Source organism: Cupriavidus sp. C1SS-2L (assembly GCF_057073735.1).
In genome coordinates, this window is sequence record NZ_CP172708.1 from 2,005,265 (window position 1) to 2,020,904 (window position 15,640).

Here is a 15,640-nt window from a genome sequence, read left to right on the forward strand (position 1 = left end):
GCGGCAGGAGTGCGCCATGGATGTCAGGGATGGTTTTGTCGGCACGGTCGGACATACGCCGCTGATCCGGCTCGGCGGGCTGAGCGCCGAGACCGGGTGCGACATTTACGGCAAGGCGGAATTCCTGAACCCTGGCGGTTCGGTCAAGGACCGCGCGGCGCTCTACATCATCCGCGACGCCGAACGACGCGGCACGCTGCGCCCGGGCGGCACGGTCGTGGAAGGCACCGCCGGCAACACCGGCATCGGGCTGGCGCACATCTGCGCGGCGCGCGGCTACCGCTGCATCGTCGTCATTCCTGATACCCAATCGCCCGAAAAAATGGAGCGCCTGCGCATGCTGGGAGCCGAGGTACGGGCCGTCCCCGCAAAGCCGTACGCCGACCCCAACAACTACCAGAAGATCGCCGGCCGGCTCGCCCAGGAAACGGCAAACGCGATCTGGGCCAACCAGTTCGACAACCTCGCCAACCGCCAGGCCCACTACGAAACCACGGGCCCGGAAATCTGGCACGACACCGCCGGCCGCATCGATGCCTTCGTCTGCGCCACCGGCACCGGGGGCTCGCTGGCGGGCATTTCGCGCTTCCTGAAGGAGCATGGCCCGCATGTGCGTATCGTGCTGGCCGACCCGTACGGCAGCAGCCTGTACAACTTCGTCAAGCATCGCGAACTGAAGTCCGAAGGCAACTCGATCACGGAGGGCATTGGTTCGAGCCGCATCACGGCGAATCTGCAGGACACCGTGATCGACGACGCCGTGCGGGTTGACGACCAGGCCTGCGTGAACATGGTCTACCGTCTGCTGCGCGAGGAAGGGCTGTTTCTCGGCGGATCGACCGGCATCAACGTTGCCGCCGCCGTCGCGCTCGCACGGGAGATGGGGCCGGGACACACCATCGTCACGCTGCTGTGCGATCGCGGCGATCTTTACTTCGGCCGGCTCTTCAATCAGGATTGGCTCGCCGGAAAGGGGCTGACGCCAACGCCATTTGCGCGCATGGCGCCCCGCGCGGGCTAGCATGGCGCCTGGCCGCCCGCTCCGGCGGCCAGATAACCCGCGCCTTGCGCATTCTTCCTGCGAGCCCCTCCGCCTCATGGATGTACACCTGACGATTCACGGCCGCCAGAATCTTGCCGGCCAGCTCTATCGGCAGCTTCGCGCCGGTGTGATGGACGGGCGCCTGGCGCCGGGGCAACGCCTGCCTTCCACGCGCGAACTGGCGCTGCGGCTCGGCGTCTCGCGCAAGACCACGCTCGATGTGTTCGAACGGCTGATTGCCGAGGGCTATCTGCGCTCGCGCGCCGGCGATGGCACCTTCGTCGCGGACGCCATGACGCGGCTCGCCCCGCCGCCCACCAAGCCGGCCACTTCGCCCGCGACAGGGTCGATCTGGGACGAGATGGGCGACGCGCTGCCAATGACGCGCACAGAGGCCCCGCCCGACTATGACTTCGTCGGCGGCGTCACCGACAAGCGCGTGTTTCCGTTTGACCAGTGGCGCCGCTGCGTGAGCCACGCGCTGCGAGTTCAAGCACGCGGCCGCGGCGCCTACCACGATCCGGCAGGAGAGCAGGAACTGCGCCTGGCCGTGGCGCGCTATCTCGCCTTCAGCCGCGCCGTGGTCAGCCACTGGCAGGAGGTGATCATCACGCAGGGCGCGCAGCAGGCACTGGACCTGTTGACAAGGGTTGCCATCCGGCCCGGCGAAGTGATTGCCATGGAAGACCCGGGCTATCCGCCTGCACGCATCCTCTTCGCCGCGCTGGGCGCGCACGTGGTGCCGGTAGCGGTGGACGAGGAAGGCTTGATTGTCGACGCGCTGCCACCGAATGCGCGGATGGTCTACGTCACGCCGTCTCACCAGTTTCCGCTAGGCATGCCCATGAGCCTGGAGCGCAGGCTGGCCTTGCTGGCATGGGCTCAGCGCCACGGCGCGCTGGTGGTCGAAGACGACTACGATGGCGAATACCGCTTCGAAGGCCGGCCCATGGAGTCGCTCAAGAGCCTGGACACCGCCGGCGTAGTGGCTTACGTGGGCACCTTTTCCAAGACCATCTTTCCCGAACTGCGCGTGGGCTATGTCATTCCGCCCGCGCCGCTCGGCACCGCGCTGCGCCGGGCCAGGCAGGTCAGTGACTGGCACAGCTGCACCATGACGCAAATTGCGCTCGCGAAGTTCATGCTCGATGGCTATTTCGCCAAGCACCTGCGGCGCATGCACAAGGAGTACGCCGCGCGGCGCGCCGCATTGCTGGAGCGCTTACGCGGCGATCTGGCGCAATGGTTCACGCCGCCCCCATCGGCTGCAGGGATCCATCTGGTTGCCGCGATCCGGGGCCCGCACGATGAAGCCGCCATGATCAGGGTGGCTGCCACCAGATCGGTCGGGCTTTATGGCACCGCCGGCATGTTCGCCGGCACGGCACCGCGTCCGGCGCTGTTGTTCGGCTACGGTGGCATCGACGTCGCTGGAGTCCAGGGCGGACTTGGCCGACTGGCAGATGCGCTGTCCGGCCACCGCGACGCAGACTGAACGACGGCTGCGACAGGGCGGCCCCGCGGCAACCGGTTACCTAAAAATCGTAAAAATCGGCCATTTTGCATAACCAGTTGGCGTCCTACTCTTGTTCCCATGGCGACGCCGTCCGGCGTCGCGCAACAGACCCCGAGACACGAACTGGAGCAAGCCATGCAACAACGTCTGGATTTCTACAAGCCAAGCCCCGCCGTCATCAAGGCCATCATGGCGCTCGAAGAACAGATCGCCAGGAGCGGATTGGACAAGCCGCTGGTGGAACTGGTGCGCCTGCGCGCATCGCAGATCAACGGCTGCGCCTTCTGCATCGACCTGCACACGACCGACGCGCGCAAGGGCGGCGAAGACGACCGCCGCCTGGCGACCGTGTCGGTGTGGCGCGAAACGCCGTTCTTCACCGATCGCGAGCGCGCCGCGCTGGCATGGACCGAGGCCGTGACGCTGGTGTCCCAAGATCACGTGCCCGACGCAGTCTGGGAAGCGGTGCGCCCGCATTTCGACGATGCGGAACTGGTCAACCTTACGTTGCTGGTGGCCGCCATCAACACCTGGAACCGCTTCGCGATTTCGTTCCGCAAGACGCCGGCCTGATACAGCCGCTCAGGCAGCCCGGAGCCGGCGCCACAGCGTGGTCGGGCTGATCCCGAGGATGTGGCACGCCGCGTTGCGGTCGCCACCGCACTCGGCCAGCACGCGGCGGATATGCTCGGCTTCGCTGGCCTGCGCAACACCGGCTAGCGAACGGCCGACGCGACGCTGGCGGCCACCGCGCATAGGTTCCTGTACGGGCTCATCCACGGAGATCGCGGCATCAGGCATGGCGCCCAGATCATCGCCAAACAATTCCGGGACCGCGGCCTGCAGTTCGCGCAGCAATTCCGCCGGTTCCAGCGGCCGGCCGGCGACCAGCACGGCGATGCGCTCCGTCACGTTTTCCAGTTCGCGGATATTGCCCGGCCAGTGATAGCCCGCCAGGCGGGCGCGGGCCGCTTGCGGCAAGCCTTCGTGATCCTCAAGGCCCAGCCGTTCGAGCGCGCGCCGGTAAAGCAGTTCGGCCAGCTCAGGCAGGTCCTCCGCGCGCGCGCGCAGCGGCGGCACTTCGATGCGCAGGATATTCAGCCGGTAGTAAAGATCCTGCCGGAAGGTCCCCTCGCTGACGCGCTGCACCAGGTCCCTGTGTGTGGCGGCGATCACGCGCACATTGACCGGCACAGCTTCCAGCCCGCCGATCGGCAGCACCTGCTTTTCCTGAAGCACGCGCAGCAAACGCGTCTGCAGAGCGGGCGGCATGTCGCCGACTTCATCGAGGAAGAGCGTGCCGTTGTGGGCAGACTCGAACAGGCCAGCCTTGCCGCCGCGCCGCGCGCCGGTGAAGGCGCCCTCCTCGTAGCCGAACAGTTCGCTTTCCAGCAGCGTTTCGGGAAACGCGGCGCAATTGACCGCCACGAACGGGAACGCGCGGCGCGGGCTCGCGTCGTGCATGCCTTGTGCCAGCACCTCTTTGCCAGTACCGCTCTCGCCGCCAATCAGCACGGTGGAGTCGACCGACGCATAGCGCCGCGCAAGTTCGCGCACGTGCATCATGGCTGCCGACGTGCCGGCCAGGTCCTCCAGGCTGTAGCGCACACCGGGCAGGCGCGTACGGCTGCGCGAACGCAGGTTGCGGTCCACGCGCTGGATGGCCGTCGCGTCCTGCAGCGTCAGCAGCGCGCCCGTAGTGCCGGATTCATTCGCGAGCGGGATGCGGTTGACCACCACCATGCGGTCGCCCACCTTCTGGATCGCTTCGAGTTCCTTGGCGCCAGTCTGGATTACATCGTCCAGCGACAGCCCCGGCGACAGCGACTGCAGCTTGCGCCCGACGGCGCTCGCGGCAGGCGTGCCGAGAAAGCGTTCCATCGCCGGGTTGAACGACTGGATGCGCCCCTCACCGTCGACGGCCGCCACGCCCTCGTTCAGGTGCGCGAGGATGTTGTTGACGTAGTCGCGCCGGCCGGACTCGATGCGCCGCAGCCGGGCCGCTTCGATCGCGTCCTCGAGCGCCATGCGCACGGAGTTGCCGGAATAGAGAAAGACGCCGATCAGGCCGAGGCGGTCCGCCAGGTCCGTCACCAGACCGGGGCCGACCACCACCTTTACGCCCTCCTGCTTTAGCGTCTGCACGCGGGCGGTCGCATCGTCTTCGGTCAGATAGGTGTAGGCCGGAATCGACAGCGAGAACGCGCGCGTGAATTCATCCACTTCGGCATAGGTGGACGCATGCGTCACCAGCGCCACATTTGGCGAGATGCGCCGCGCTGTCGCGAGCGCGCTCATCACATCGAAGCCCGTAACCTTGACCAGCACCACCGGCACATCCACGTGCTGGCGCAGGTAGGCGCCATTCGAGCCGCCGGACACGACGACATCGAGCTTGCCCTCGCGCGCCTCGCGGCGGATCGCGTCGGCCGCGGAGTCATAGGCGCGCCCGACGATGCGGAACTCTGCAAGGTGGGAATAGGCGGGAATCAGTTCGGCGAAAGCGCGCTGCAGACGGCTGATGCCGAGCGCCCAGATGCGTGGCAGGCCGGGGGAAGAAACGGTCGGTGGCATGGTGTTTAAGGCGTAGAGTGCCGCTATTGTGCGCGTCAGCCGCTTGAATTTCAATCATGCAATGCGAATTGCGCCAATGAAATGCAAGGCAGGGATGAAATCCATGAAACGGAGCCGGAGCGCTGACTTAATACATTGAAAATTTCAATTACATCAATAGGTTAGTTGCTCACCATGAGTCCGCCGCGCAGGCTGGCATAGCGCTTGCAGTAAGGGCCCTGTTCATTCCCTGCCTGAAACGAGACACCGCAACCATGACCTATTCCGCATCCGACCTGGCCCGCTCCGCTGGCGCCCGCTTCCGCCAGGCCCTGGCCGAAGAGCACCCGCTGCAGGTGGTGGGCACCATCAACGCCAACCACGCCCTGCTGGCCAAGCGCGCCGGCTACCGTGCGATCTACCTGTCGGGCGGCGGCGTGGCCGCGGGCTCGCTGGGCCTGCCTGACCTGGGCATCTCGGGCCTGGAAGACGTGCTGATCGACGTGCGCCGCATCAGCGATGTATGCGATGTGCCGCTGCTGGTCGACGTCGACACCGGCTTTGGTTCGTCGGCCTTCAACGTGGCACGCACCACCCGCTCGCTGATCAAGGCCGGCGCCGGTGCCATGCACATCGAAGACCAGGTCGGCGCGAAGCGCTGCGGCCACCGCCCGAACAAGGAAATCGTCACGCAGACCGAGATGGTCGACCGCATCAAGGCCGCCGTTGACGCCCGTACCGACGAGAACTTCGTGATTATGGCGCGTACCGACGCGCTGGCCGTGGAAGGCCTGGAAAGCGCCATCGAGCGCGCCGTGGCGTGCGTCGAGGCTGGCGCCGACGCGATCTTCCCGGAAGCCATGACCGACCTGGCCATGTACCGCAAGTTCGTGGACGCCGTGAAGGTGCCCGTGCTGGCCAACATCACCGAATTTGGCGCCACGCCGCTGTTCACCACCGACGAACTGGCCGGCTCCGGCGTGTCGATGGTGCTGTACCCGCTGTCGGCCTTCCGCGCGATGAACAAGGCCGCCGAGAACGTCTACACCGCCATCCGCCGCGACGGCACCCAGAAGAATGTGGTCGAGACCATGCAGACCCGTGCTGAACTGTACGAAAGCATCGGCTACCACGCCTACGAACAGAAACTCGACGCCCTGTTTGCACAGGGCAAGGCCAAGTAAGGCCACCCACCTGTCGACCCGTACCTCACAAGGAGACCCAGATGTCCGAAGCACAAGCGATCGCCACCCCGAAGCCCAAGAAGTCCGTTGCCCTGTCGGGCGTGACCGCCGGTAATACCGCGCTGTGTACCGTCGGCCGTACCGGCAACGACCTGCATTACCGCGGCTATGACATCCTGGACGTGGCAGACGCCTGCGAATTCGAAGAAATCGCCCACCTGCTGGTCCATGGCAAGCTGCCGAACAAGGCCGAACTGGCCGCCTACAAGACCAAGCTGAAGTCGCTGCGCGGCCTGCCCGCCAACGTCAAGGCTGCGCTGGAATGCGTGCCCGCCTCGGCCCACCCGATGGACGTGATGCGCACCGGCGTGTCGGTACTGGGCACCGTGCTGCCCGAGAAGGACGACCACAACACCCCGGGCGCGCGTGACATCGCCGACCAGCTGATGGCCAGCCTGGGTTCGATGCTGCTGTACTGGTACCACTACAGCCACAATGGCCGCCGCATCGAAGTGGAAACCGACGACGACACCATCGGCGCCCACTTCCTGCACCTGCTGCACGGCAAGAAGCCGTCCGCGCTGTGGGAGCGCGCCATGCACACTTCGCTGATCCTGTACGCGGAGCACGAGTTCAATGCCTCGACCTTCACCGGCCGCGTGATCGCCGGCACGGGCTCTGACATGCACTCGGCCATCTGCGGCGCGATCGGCGCGCTGCGCGGCCCCAAGCACGGCGGCGCCAATGAAGTGGCCTTCGAGATCCAGAAGCGCTACGACACCCCGGACGAAGCGCAGGCCGACATCACCCGCCGCGTGGAAAACAAGGAAGTCGTGATCGGCTTCGGCCACCCGGTGTACACCGTGGCGGACCCGCGCAACCAGGTCATCAAGGAAACCGCGCGCAACCTGTCGAAGGACGCCGGCTCGATGAAGATGTTCGACATCGCCGAGCGCCTGGAAACGGTGATGTGGGACATCAAGAAGATGTTCCCGAACCTGGACTGGTTCAGCGCCGTGAGCTACCACATGATGGGCGTGCCGACCGCAATGTTCACGCCGCTGTTCGTGATCGCTCGCACTTCTGGCTGGGCTGCGCATATCATCGAGCAGCGCATCGACAACAAGATCATCCGCCCGAGCGCCAACTACACTGGTCCGGAGAACCTGACGTTCGTGCCGATCGAAAAGCGCTGATCTGAACAAGCGCCCTGCGGCAAACGTGCTTCGTTCCCGCGAAAGCGGTACGAAGCACGATACCGGACCAGGGTATTCCTTGGCTCCTGCATTACCCAGAATTCCCCACGCCATGAACACTGCACACCGCAAACCACTGCCGGGCACCAAGCTGGATTTCTTTGACGCGCGCGAAGCCGTCGAGGCAATCCAGCCGGGTGCCTATGACAAGCTGCCCTACACGTCGCGCGTGCTGGCCGAGAATCTCGTGCGCCGCTGCGACCCGGCCACGCTGACCGATTCGCTCAAGCAGCTGATCGAGCGCAAGCGCGAACTGGATTTCCCGTGGTTCCCCGCGCGCGTGGTATGCCATGACATCCTTGGCCAGACCGCGCTGGTGGACCTGGCCGGCCTGCGCGACGCCATCGCCGACCAGGGCGGCGACCCCGCCAAGGTCAACCCGGTGGTGCCGGTGCAACTGATCGTCGACCACTCGCTGGCCGTCGAATGTGGCGGTTTCGACCCGGATGCGTTCGCCAAGAACCGCGCCATCGAGGATCGCCGCAACGAGGACCGCTTCGACTTCATCAACTGGACCAAGAAGGCCTTCCAGAACGTCGACGTGATCCCGCCGGGCAACGGCATCATGCACCAGATCAACCTGGAGAAGATGTCGCCCGTGATCCACGCGGACAAGGGCGTGGCCTACCCCGACACCTGCGTGGGCACCGACAGCCACACGCCGCACGTCGACGCGCTGGGCGTGATCGCCATCGGCGTGGGCGGCCTGGAAGCCGAGAACGTCATGCTGGGCCGCGCCTCGTGGATGCGCCTGCCTGACATCGTCGGCGTCGAGCTGACCGGCAAGCGCCAGCCTGGCATCACCGCCACCGACATCGTGCTGGCCCTGACCGAGTTCCTGCGCAAGGAAAAAGTCGTCGGCGCATACCTGGAATTCCGCGGCGAAGGTGCCTCGAGCCTGACGCTCGGGGACCGCGCCACGATCTCGAACATGGCACCGGAGTACGGCGCTACGGCTGCGATGTTCTTCATCGACAACCAGACGCTGGACTACCTGCGCCTGACCGGCCGCGAAGACGAGCAGGTCAAGCTGGTCGAGACGTATGCGAAGACCGCCGGCCTGTGGGCCGACACGCTGAACAACGCCGAGTACGAGCGCGTGCTGAAGTTCGACCTGTCGAGCGTCGTGCGCAACATGGCCGGCCCGTCGAACCCTCACAAGCGCCTGCCGACTTCGGCACTGGCCGAGCGCGGTATCGCCGTGGACCTCGACAAGGCCAAGGCGCAGGAAGCCGAAGGTCTGATGCCCGATGGCGCCGTGATCATCGCCGCCATCACCAGCTGCACCAACACCAGCAACCCGCGCAACGTGATTGCCGCCGCGCTGCTCGCGCGCAATGCCAATGCGCGTGGCCTGACCCGCAAGCCGTGGGTCAAGTCATCGCTCGCGCCGGGATCGAAGGCGGTCGAGCTGTACCTGGAAGAGTCGAAGCTGCTGCCGGACCTGGAAGCACTGGGCTTTGGCATCGTCGCGTTCGCCTGCACGACCTGCAACGGCATGTCGGGCGCGCTGGATCCGAAGATCCAGCAGGAAATCATCGACCGCGACCTGTACGCGACGGCTGTGCTGTCGGGCAACCGCAATTTCGACGGCCGCATTCACCCGTACGCCAAGCAAGCCTTCCTGGCTTCGCCGCCGCTGGTGGTGGCCTACGCCATCGCCGGCACGATGCGCTTCGACATCGAGCGCGACGTGCTGGGCACCGACAAGGAAGGCAAGCCGGTGTACCTGAAGGACATCTGGCCGACCGACGAAGAGATCGACGCGATCGTCGCCAAGTCGGTGAAGCCCGAGCAGTTCCGCAAGGTCTACGAGCCGATGTTCGCGATCACCGCGCAAAGCGGCGAGCCCATCAGCCCGCTGTACGACTGGCGCGCGCAGAGCACGTACATCCGCCGCCCGCCGTACTGGGAAGGCGCCCTGGCCGGCGAACGCACGCTGAAGGGCCTGCGTCCGCTGGCAGTGCTCGGCGACAACATCACCACCGACCACCTGTCGCCGTCGAACGCGATCCTCGCCAACAGCGCCGCGGGTGAGTACCTGGCTAAGATGGGCCTGCCGGAGGAGGACTTCAACTCTTACGCAACCCACCGCGGCGACCACCTGACCGCGCAACGCGCAACGTTCGCCAACCCGACGCTGATCAACGAAATGGCCGTGGTCGACGGCCAGGTCAAGAAGGGTTCGCTGGCACGCGTCGAGCCCGAAGGCAAGGTCGTGCGCATGTGGGAAGCCATCGAGACCTACATGGACCGCAAGCAGCCGCTGATCATCGTGGCGGGTGCCGACTACGGCCAGGGCTCGTCGCGTGACTGGGCGGCCAAGGGCGTGCGTCTGGCGGGCGTGGAAGTGATCGTGGCCGAAGGCTTCGAGCGCATCCACCGCACCAACCTGATCGGCATGGGCGTACTGCCGCTCGAGTTCAAGCCGGGCGTGAACCGCCTGACGCTGGGCCTCGACGGCACCGAAACCTACGACGTGACGGGCGAGCGCCAGCCGCGTGCGGACCTCACGCTGGTGATCCACCGCCGCAATGGCGAGCGCATCGAAGTGCCCGTGACGTGCCGCCTGGACAGCGACGAGGAAGTGTCGATCTACGAAGCCGGCGGCGTGCTGCAGCGCTTCGCGCAGGACTTCCTTGAATCCGCGAAAGCGGCTGCTTAAGGTAGCGAGATAAGCGGGCGGTGCGGCAACGTACCGCCCGCTGCAGTTTTGACCAGGACAAAGACTTCCATGGCCCACGTACCCCAGATCAAGATTCCCGCCACCTACATTCGCGGTGGCACCAGCAAGGGCGTGTTCTTCCGCCTGCAGGACCTGCCCGAGACGGCGCAGGTTCCCGGCAAGGCACGCGACGCGCTGCTGATGCGCGTGATTGGCAGCCCTGACCCGTACGGCAAGCAGATCGACGGCATGGGGGCTGCGACGTCGAGCACCAGCAAGACGGTGATCGTGTCGAAGAGCAGCCGCCCGGACCACGACGTCGACTACCTGTTCGGCCAGGTCTCGATCGACCAGCCGTTCGTCGACTGGAGCGGCAACTGCGGCAACCTGTCCGCCGCAGTCGGCCCGTTCGCGATCAGCGGCGGCCTCGTCGATGCGTCGCGCGTGCCGCAGAATGGCACGGCCGTCGTGCGCATCTGGCAGGCGAACATCGGCAAGACCATCATCGCCCACGTGCCCATCACCAACGGTGAAGTGCAGGAAACCGGCGATTTCGAACTCGACGGCGTGACCTTCCCCGCCGCTGAAGTCCAGCTCGAATTCATGGACCCGGCCGCCGACGAAGAAGGCGACGGCGGCGGTGCGATGTTCCCGACGGGCAATCTCGTCGATGATCTCGAAGTGCCTGGCGTGGGCACATTCAAGGCGACCATGATCAACGCCGGCATTCCGACGATCTTCGTCAACGCGGAAGCCATCGGCTACACCGGCACCGAACTGCAGGAAGCCATCAACGGCGATCCGAAGGCGCTGGCGATGTTCGAGACGATCCGTGCCTACGGCGCCGTGCGCATGGGCCTGATCAAGAGCGTCGATGAGGCCGCCAAGCGCCAGCACACGCCGAAGGTCGCCTTCGTCGCGAAGCCGAAGGACTATGTCGCTTCCAGCGGCAAGCCGGTCGGCGCCGGCGACGTGGACCTCCTCGTGCGTGCGCTGTCGATGGGCAAGCTGCACCACGCGATGATGGGCACGGCCGCCGTGGCGATTGGCACCGCTGCAGCCATCCCGGGTACGCTGGTCAACCTGGCGGCCGGTGGCGGCGAACGCAATGCGGTGCGCTTTGGCCATCCGTCGGGCACGCTGCGCGTGGGTGCGGAAGCGAGCCAGTCCAACGGCGACTGGACCGTCACCAAGGCCATCATGAGCCGCAGCGCACGCGTGCTGATGGAAGGCTGGGTGCGCGTGCCGGGCGACGCGTTCTGATTGGAAAGCGCCGGGGTCCCGGCGCGCTCCTGACCTTGCCGCCGGTGGCAATACTTCCGCCGGCCATCCGGACCGCCGCAATGCATATGCGGATTTCTATGTGATTTGAGTTATCAACTCACCAGGGTCATGCCGAATCGGCATAACCCTCGTATCCCCTCTCGCGCGGCAATTTCTCCTGCCTTATAGTTCGACCCGCTGCCGACCATGGCCCGAAACCCGGGCCTCCTCGCAGCCACCAATCGAACATAAGCGGCGGCGTCCGGCCCAAAAGGCACGCAAGCCGTTTGCACCGAGGAGAATCATGAAACGTTTCGCCCGCACCACGACTCTGGCCGCCGCCCTGCTCGCCGCCAGCCTGATCACCGGTACTGCCCACGCTCAGCTTGCCCCGGCCGCTCCGTCATCGGGAACGCCCGCTGGGACCCAGGCGGAAGCCCGCAAGGCCAATATCGTCATCATCGGCACGGGCGGCACCATTGCCGGCGCCGGCGCATCGGCGACCAACACGGCGGCCTACCAGTCCGCGGTGGTGCCGGTCGACAAGATCATTGCCTCGGTGCCAGAGATCTCGAAGGTCGCGAACGTCAAGGGCGAGCAGATTTTCCAGATCGGTTCGGAGAGCTTCAACAACGAGCGCCTGCTGAAACTGGGCAAGCGTGTTTCGGAACTGCTCAAGCAGCCCGACGTTGATGGCATTGTCATCACGCATGGCACCGACACCATCGAGGAAACGGCCTACTTCCTGAACCTGACGCTCAAGAGCGACAAGCCCGTAGTGGTGGTTGGCTCGATGCGTCCCGGTACGGCGCTCGGTGCCGATGGCGCGCTGAACCTGTATGACGCCGTGCTGGTTGCTTCCAATCCCGCGTCCCGCGGCAAGGGCACGCTGGCGGTGCTGAACGACGAAATCCACACCGGCCGCGATGTGACCAAGAGCAATACCTTCAAGACCGAAACCTTCCGCTCGCCGTTCGGCCCGCTCGGCTACGTCGTGGAAGGCCGCACGCTGTTCTACCGGCTGCCGGCTCGCCCGCACACCACGCAGACCGAGTTCGACATCGACAAGATCGACAAGCTTCCTGAAGTCGCGGTGGTCTATGCCTATGGCAACGTGAACCCCGGCAGCGTCGACGCTGCTGTGAAGAACGGCGCCAAGGCGATCATCTATGCCGCCACCGGCAACGGCAGCGTCGGCGACTACATGGTCGAGCCGTTGAAGGCGGCGCGCGCTAAGGGCGTGCAGATCGTGCGTGCCTCGCGCACCGGCAGCGGTGTGGTGATCCGCAACGCCGAGCAACCGGACGACAAGTACGACTGGATCGTCACCGACGACCAGCTTCCGCAGAAGGCGCGCATCCTGATGGCGCTGGCGCTGACCAAGACCAACGACAGCAAGCAGCTGCAGCAGGTCATGTGGAAGTACTGAGCCTTCGGGGCTCTCCCTCTTTGTGCTGGTAGTAAGTTGAGCGCGCCGGATTCCGGCGCGCTTTTTTGTTTGAGGCGGAACCTGTCGGTTAATTGCGTTAATCACACGCAGAGCGCCGCGCGTTAATGACAAATCTGTCATCAGCCTGCCGGTCAATGGTTGGTATCCCCCTCCTAGACTCGTTTCCACGGCAAGACAATCGCTTGCCGGGAAACTGTCAGGAGAAACACCATGAAGCCATCCCATCGATTCATCGTTGCCGCCGTGCTTGCCACGGCGCTGGGTTCCGCCGCGCAGTTCGCTTCGGCGGTATCCGATCCTTCCGCCACGGCGTTCGAATCGGGCAACGCCGATCAAGTGCACCGTCAACGCGATCCTTTCACCGATGGCGCCAACAACAATGCGCGCGATCCTTACCTGGATGGCGCGCACCAATCGTCGGAAGGCTAAAAAAAAGCAGCTCAGGGAGATGCCGGGCGTTCAGGAAAGACCAGTCGGAAGATGGTCATTTCGCCCGGCGTCGATTCGGCCTGCACGGAGCCATGGTGAAGTTCCATGATGGTCTTCACGATGGCCAGTCCGATGCCTGAAGACTCAAGCGAATTGGCGCGCGCCGGATCGCCGCGGAAAAAGCGGTCGAACAGCTTAGGCAGATGCTCGGCCGCAATCCCCGGCCCCGGATTGCTGACTTCGATTCTGGCCTCGCCCTCAAGCTGGCGAGCCGACAATCCGATCTGTGCCCCTGGCGGGGAATAACGCACTGCATTCGAGATCAGGTTGCCAATGGCTCGACGCAGCAGGAAAGCATCAGCAAAGACCATCCCGCGTGCGTCGACGGATATGGTTATCTGCCTCGAATCCGCGAGCAACTCAAAGTAGTCGGCCTGCCGGTCCAGTTCCACGGCCAGGTCCAGGTCAGCATAGTTGAGAGCTACCCGTGCGTTGTCCGCTCGCGCCAGGAACAGCATGTTTTCGATCATGCGGGCCAGACGCTCATACTCCTCGATGTTCGACGCCAGCAACGCCTGGTATTCGTCTGCAGAGCGGTCGCTCGCGAGCGCCACCTGTGTTTGCCCGAGCAGGTTGCCAATCGGCGTTCGAAAGTCGTGTGCAAGATCGGCAGAGAACTGTGACAGCCGCTCGTACCGTTCACGTAGCCGTTCGATCATGTGCTGGAGCGCCTGCGCCAGCTCGTTCAGCTCGGCTGGAAGCTCCGACGGATCGACAGGCAAGGCACCGCTTGAGAAAGTGACCGTCTTCGTCCCGGCTGCGATCCGCCTGAGTGGGGCCATACCGGCATGTAGTGCGGCATAGCCAAGCAAGCCGGCACCCAGCGCGCCGAGGCATGCTGCGATCATGACTTTCCATCGATAGGTGCGCAGCAGCGCCAGGCGCGAGGCGGCAACCTGATAAAGCACCACCTGCGGCTGCCCAGATCCTGCCCCGGCCGGAGCCAGCATGAGTACACCGCGCACCGGGTAGCCATGGCTTGTGCTCCATGACTGAATCGCATTGCCGTCAATCGGCACGCCCGCTGCAAGGCTAGCCACCTCGGGAATGGTTCCCGCATCGGCGCCAGCCGCCAAAAGCACGGTCCCGTCAGGCGATCGCACCCGCAGGCCGTATTCGTCATTGCCGGATACCACCCTGCCCAGTTCGCGCAATGGCTCCGCCGCGCTGCCGTCGCGTTCGGCCAGTTCGGCACGCGCGCGAGTCGCCTTGCGCAGCAGCTCCGCGTCATCGCGTTCGATAATCTGCGTGGCGAGCGCCTGGTACAGGTACATGCCGACGCCGGCAAAGGCACAGCCTGCGATCAGCGCAAATGACAGCGCGAGACGCGTGGTCAGTGAGCGTGCCTGTGTCACGATGGCCGTATTTCGAGGACGTAGCCGATGCCGCGTACGCTGTGGATCAGCTTGGGCGCGAAGTGGTCGTCCATCTTTGCGCGCAGGCGGCGGATGGCCACGTCCACCACATTGGTATCGCTGTCGAAGTTCATGTCCCACACCTGGGAGGCAATGTGCGTGCGGCTGAGCACCTCCCCATGCCGCCTGGCCAGGAAATGCAGCAGGGCGAATTCGCGCGGAGTCAGGTCGATGCGCTGGCCAGCCCGGGTGACGCGATGGCGGATCACGTCGATCTCCAGGTCGCCGATTTCGATACGGTCGGCCTCGCGCACCGGTCCGCGCCGCAGCAGCGTGCGTACCCGCGCGAGCAGTTCGACAAAGGCAAACGGTTTGGCAAGATAGTCGTCGCCGCCGAGCTCCAGGCCGCGGACACGGTCTTCCACTTCGTCCCTGGCCGTCAGGAACAGGACCGGCGTGTCCTTGCGCTCGCGCAGCTGCCTGAGCACGTCCCACCCGCTCATGCCCGGCAGCATGACATCCAGGATGATCAGGTCGTATTCGTGTTCCGTGGCCTGGTGCAGGCCATCTCCGCCCGTCACCGCGACATCGACCACAAAGGATGACTCGGTCAGGCCTTTGCGCAGGTATTCGCCCGTCTTGGGCTCGTCTTCCACAACAAGAATCTTCATGGTCTTTCCGTTCCAGGCCCCGTGCGCTTATCGCGCATGCCTGCTTTCTGCAATCCGATGATAGCGGCGCTGCTTGCCGCTCAGGATGACAAGACTGTAATCGTTCTGTTGGCGTCCGGCGCACCCCTGCCTTCCTAGAATCCGGTCGACATGCCAGGCCGTCGCATTCAGCGGGCCAGGCAGCCTTCTGGGGGAT

12 protein-coding genes are annotated in these 15,640 nt (G+C 65.0%); 9 read left to right on the plus strand and 3 right to left on the minus strand.

Annotation, left to right across the window (positions count from 1 at the left end; genetic code table 11):
- Positions 1-16: 16 nt before the first annotated feature.
- The 3 genes from ACIGJG_RS09320 (at position 17) to ACIGJG_RS09330 (ending at position 3,131) form a co-directional block, all read left to right on the plus strand.
- The gene (locus ACIGJG_RS09320) at positions 17-1,021 is read left to right on the plus strand and encodes a cysteine synthase A (RefSeq protein WP_011297967.1); all 1,005 of its coding nucleotides are present in this window, start codon (positions 17-19) and stop codon (positions 1,019-1,021) included.
- A gap of 76 nt (positions 1,022-1,097) precedes the next feature.
- Positions 1,098-2,537, plus strand: coding sequence for a MocR-like pyridoxine biosynthesis transcription factor PdxR (gene pdxR, locus ACIGJG_RS09325; protein WP_483672260.1), 1,440 nt, complete (start codon positions 1,098-1,100; stop codon positions 2,535-2,537).
- A gap of 156 nt (positions 2,538-2,693) precedes the next feature.
- Entirely contained in the window at positions 2,694-3,131 is a 438-nt protein-coding gene (locus ACIGJG_RS09330) for a carboxymuconolactone decarboxylase family protein (RefSeq protein WP_011297969.1), read from the plus strand.
- A 9-nt stretch (positions 3,132-3,140) separates the two neighbouring features.
- Here ACIGJG_RS09330 and prpR read toward each other — a convergent pair whose 3' ends face one another.
- Positions 3,141-5,132, minus strand: a complete 1,992-nt coding sequence (gene prpR / locus ACIGJG_RS09335; RefSeq protein WP_011297970.1) for a propionate catabolism operon regulatory protein PrpR — start codon at positions 5,130-5,132, stop codon at positions 3,141-3,143.
- A 254-nt stretch (positions 5,133-5,386) separates the two neighbouring features.
- Between prpR and prpB the strand changes: the two genes are divergently transcribed.
- From prpB to ACIGJG_RS09365, 6 genes are all read left to right on the plus strand, one after another.
- Positions 5,387-6,295 (plus strand): methylisocitrate lyase, encoded by a 909-nt coding sequence (prpB, locus tag ACIGJG_RS09340; protein ID WP_011297971.1) that lies wholly within the window; start codon positions 5,387-5,389, stop codon positions 6,293-6,295.
- A 41-nt stretch (positions 6,296-6,336) separates the two neighbouring features.
- Complete coding sequence (gene prpC / locus ACIGJG_RS09345) at positions 6,337-7,491, plus strand: bifunctional 2-methylcitrate synthase/citrate synthase (RefSeq protein ID WP_011297972.1); 1,155 nt, start codon at positions 6,337-6,339, stop codon at positions 7,489-7,491.
- Between the two features lie 112 nt (positions 7,492-7,603).
- Positions 7,604-10,216, plus strand: a complete 2,613-nt coding sequence (gene acnD / locus ACIGJG_RS09350; RefSeq protein ID WP_011297973.1) for a Fe/S-dependent 2-methylisocitrate dehydratase AcnD — start codon at positions 7,604-7,606, stop codon at positions 10,214-10,216.
- 69 nt (positions 10,217-10,285) lie between these two features.
- The gene (gene prpF / locus ACIGJG_RS09355) at positions 10,286-11,479 is read left to right on the plus strand and encodes a 2-methylaconitate cis-trans isomerase PrpF (RefSeq protein WP_011297974.1); all 1,194 of its coding nucleotides are present in this window, start codon (positions 10,286-10,288) and stop codon (positions 11,477-11,479) included.
- Positions 11,480-11,783: 304 nt separating this feature from the next.
- Positions 11,784-12,908 carry an asparaginase gene (locus ACIGJG_RS09360; RefSeq protein WP_011297975.1) on the plus strand — a complete coding sequence of 375 codons (1,125 nt, stop codon included), beginning with the start codon at positions 11,784-11,786 and terminating at the stop codon, positions 12,906-12,908.
- A gap of 231 nt (positions 12,909-13,139) precedes the next feature.
- Positions 13,140-13,358: a hypothetical protein gene (locus ACIGJG_RS09365; protein ID WP_011297976.1), complete on the plus strand. Its 219-nt coding sequence runs from the start codon at positions 13,140-13,142 to the stop codon at positions 13,356-13,358.
- An 11-nt stretch (positions 13,359-13,369) separates the two neighbouring features.
- Here the strand turns inward: ACIGJG_RS09365 and ACIGJG_RS09370 are convergent, their stop codons facing one another.
- Positions 13,370-14,773, minus strand: coding sequence for a heavy metal sensor histidine kinase (locus tag ACIGJG_RS09370; RefSeq protein ID WP_140949529.1), 1,404 nt, complete (start codon positions 14,771-14,773; stop codon positions 13,370-13,372).
- Complete coding sequence (locus ACIGJG_RS09375) at positions 14,770-15,444, minus strand: heavy metal response regulator transcription factor (RefSeq protein WP_011297978.1); 675 nt, start codon at positions 15,442-15,444, stop codon at positions 14,770-14,772. Before ACIGJG_RS09375 ends, ACIGJG_RS09370 begins: the two co-directional genes overlap by 4 nt.
- Between the last annotated feature and the right edge of the window lie 196 nt (positions 15,445-15,640).

Bases quoted from the DNA above. Each gene is read 5' to 3' on its own strand.
- ACIGJG_RS09360 (WP_011297975.1), top strand. From the start codon at position 11,784: ATGAAACGTTTCGCCCGCACCACGACTCTGGCCGCCGCCCTGCTCGCC.
- pdxR (WP_483672260.1), top strand. From the start codon at position 1,098: ATGGATGTACACCTGACGATTCACGGCCGCCAGAATCTTGCCGGCCAG.
- ACIGJG_RS09330 (WP_011297969.1), top strand. From the start codon at position 2,694: ATGCAACAACGTCTGGATTTCTACAAGCCAAGCCCCGCCGTCATCAAG.
- ACIGJG_RS09320 (WP_011297967.1), top strand. From the start codon at position 17: ATGGATGTCAGGGATGGTTTTGTCGGCACGGTCGGACATACGCCGCTG.
- acnD (WP_011297973.1), top strand. From the start codon at position 7,604: ATGAACACTGCACACCGCAAACCACTGCCGGGCACCAAGCTGGATTTC.
- prpB (WP_011297971.1), top strand. From the start codon at position 5,387: ATGACCTATTCCGCATCCGACCTGGCCCGCTCCGCTGGCGCCCGCTTC.
- prpF (WP_011297974.1), top strand. From the start codon at position 10,286: ATGGCCCACGTACCCCAGATCAAGATTCCCGCCACCTACATTCGCGGT.
- prpR (WP_011297970.1), bottom strand. From the start codon at position 5,132: ATGCCACCGACCGTTTCTTCCCCCGGCCTGCCACGCATCTGGGCGCTC.
- ACIGJG_RS09375 (WP_011297978.1), bottom strand. From the start codon at position 15,444: ATGAAGATTCTTGTTGTGGAAGACGAGCCCAAGACGGGCGAATACCTG.
- ACIGJG_RS09365 (WP_011297976.1), top strand. From the start codon at position 13,140: ATGAAGCCATCCCATCGATTCATCGTTGCCGCCGTGCTTGCCACGGCG.
- prpC (WP_011297972.1), top strand. From the start codon at position 6,337: ATGTCCGAAGCACAAGCGATCGCCACCCCGAAGCCCAAGAAGTCCGTT.